This is a genomic window from Sandarakinorhabdus oryzae, from assembly GCF_009733735.1.
Taxonomy (GTDB): domain Bacteria; phylum Pseudomonadota; class Alphaproteobacteria; order Sphingomonadales; family Sphingomonadaceae; genus Sandarakinorhabdus; species Sandarakinorhabdus oryzae.
This window is the reverse complement of record NZ_WNJP01000286.1, coordinates 1-2,062: the sequence shown is the minus strand read 5'-3', so window position 1 is coordinate 2,062 and position 2,062 is coordinate 1. Positions and strand designations below refer to the sequence as shown.

At 69.2% G+C, this 2,062-nt stretch carries 2 protein-coding genes; both read right to left on the bottom strand.

The features are described 5' to 3' along the window. Window positions 1-107: 107 nt before the first annotated feature. A complete protein-coding gene (locus tag GJ693_RS15655) occupies window positions 108-1,028 on the bottom strand; it encodes a hypothetical protein (RefSeq protein ID WP_156257166.1) in 921 nt (306 codons plus the stop codon). A 23-nt stretch (window positions 1,029-1,051) separates the two neighbouring features. Next, on the bottom strand, window positions 1,052-2,062 hold a 1,011-nt coding region (locus GJ693_RS17165), incomplete at its 5' end, for a hypothetical protein (protein WP_197042275.1).

The window sequence follows — 2,062 nt, the reverse complement described above, 5'->3', positions numbered from 1 at the left end:
GGCTGCCGGGGTGGCCGCAGCCAGCACCTGCTCCAGCCGCGCCCGCGTGCCGGGGCTGGCGCCGGCAATGCGGGCGCGGGTGACCGACAGGGCCGGGGCGGCTGGCATCAACGCAGGTTGCGCGCCGGATCGACGCCAACGCCGCTGGATTTCAGGATGACGTCGTTCTTGCCGAAATCATCGATCAAGTCGAGCGGATCATCGACGCTGCGCAGCTTGGCTTCCAGGGCTTCGCGCAGCGCGGTTGTCGGCCGTTCAACCACCACGCTGTCCTTGCCTTCGGCGCTAGTCACTTCCAGTTCGACGGCAAAGGCGGTGGCAAAGCTGCGCGGCGTGACGCCCAGGTTGAAGATCGCCACCGTGTTGGTGGTGCGCCGGTTCTTCAGTGTGGTCGAGCCGGTGCGGCGCTTGTTGGCATCGTAATAAAGCAGCCGCGCATCGGTGAGCGCGTCGAGCCGCAGGCCGCTGGCGAAGATGGTGGTGAGCTCCTTGGTGGAACGGTTCTGGCTGGCGACATAGGCGGTCTTCAGATCCGGCGGCAGCCTGGTGACCGGCGGCGTGCTGGCCCCCGGCGTCGGCGTTGGGGTGGTCGTCGGTGTCGGGGTCGGCGTTGCGCTGCCGGATTTGGCTTCCAGCACGGAAAGCCGCACGTGCAGCGCGGCGCAGGCGGCGATCAGCGCGTTGAAGCTGGCGGCGGTGATCAGGTCGCCGGGGCGCACTGGCGCCAGATCGAGATCGAGCAGCGGGTTGACGACGATGATGCCGCCGCTGGCTGGCTGGCCGGTCGGCGCCGGGGTTGGCGTTGGGGTGGCCGCCGGCGCCGTGCTGACGCCGGTGCCGAGCACGGTCTTGATGTCAACGCCGGTGGCGCGCCGATATTCGGACTTGCTGATGATCATGATGTCGTCATCGGCGCTGTCGCCGGCCGCAACCCGCGCATTCTCGTCGACCGACAGGCCCAGCATGCGCTTGAACTCTGCGCTGCCGGGGGCGAAGCTGCTGTTCTTGAACATGTCTCCGAAGGCCATGGCACGGCTCCTTTCAGGGTGATTCAGGGGATGAGGGCGAAGTTGGCGAAATCCCAGTGGGCGAGGTTGAAGCGGGCTTCGGCCGCCACCGGCAGGTGGCCGCTGGCAAAGATCACGCAGTCGTTGCGCCCCGCCATGCGATCCTGCGCGATGCGATAGAGGAAGAGGGCATGATCGCTGGCGGTGTCGATCGCCGGCGCCGTCAGGCTGGCGCGCAGCAGTGGCTCCACCTTGGCCTGATCGATGTGGAGCGGGCCGCGCACCGTCATGCCCTTGAACCAGGCGATGGCGGCAGCGTCCGACAGTGTGGGCAGCACGCCGGCGGCCGGCAGGAAAGCAAAGCGGTCCCGCGCGCTGACGGCAAGGGCATCGCTGCTGGCCAGCTGGTCGTGGAATTGCGACCACATCGCCTCGCCCAGCACGGCGCGGCGCGGGCGCACGATATCGTCCAGCGCCACGCCTTCGCGGCGCGGGCCGAGCGCGCGGCGCACGCTGTGATTGCAGGTGAAGAGGTGATTGCCGGTGCTGCCCACCGCGATGATGGCCAGCGGCACCTCGGCATCGGTGAGGCCATCCTTGCGCAATGCCTCGATCAGGTCGTCGCGGCGTGGCAGGTTGGCCGGCAGTGGCACCGGCCAGGCCGGCCGCACGCCAACACCAAAGCAGGCATAGGCCAATTTGTTGCGCAGCAAGGGATCGGTGAGCGAGAGGCCGTGCACCTGCTGGCGGATCTCGAGCAGGCGGAACTGCACGCCTTCGGCCACCGCATCGATGGCACAGCGGCCGGGCACATCGCCCATGCCGGACACGGCGGCGCGGCCTTCTTCGCTGAACGCCGGCGCGATAGTGAGCAGCCACAGGCCGCCGGCGCCGATAAAGTCACCGCTGGCCGGCGGCGCGCAATCATCAAACAGGCACAGGCGGGCGGTGGGGCCGGGGGCGGCGGCGGTGGCCAACGCCAGATCGACCGGGCTGGCCAGCCGCAGCACCTGGCCGAGGCGGTTGACGGCAAAGCCGGGTGCAACGCGCGCCGC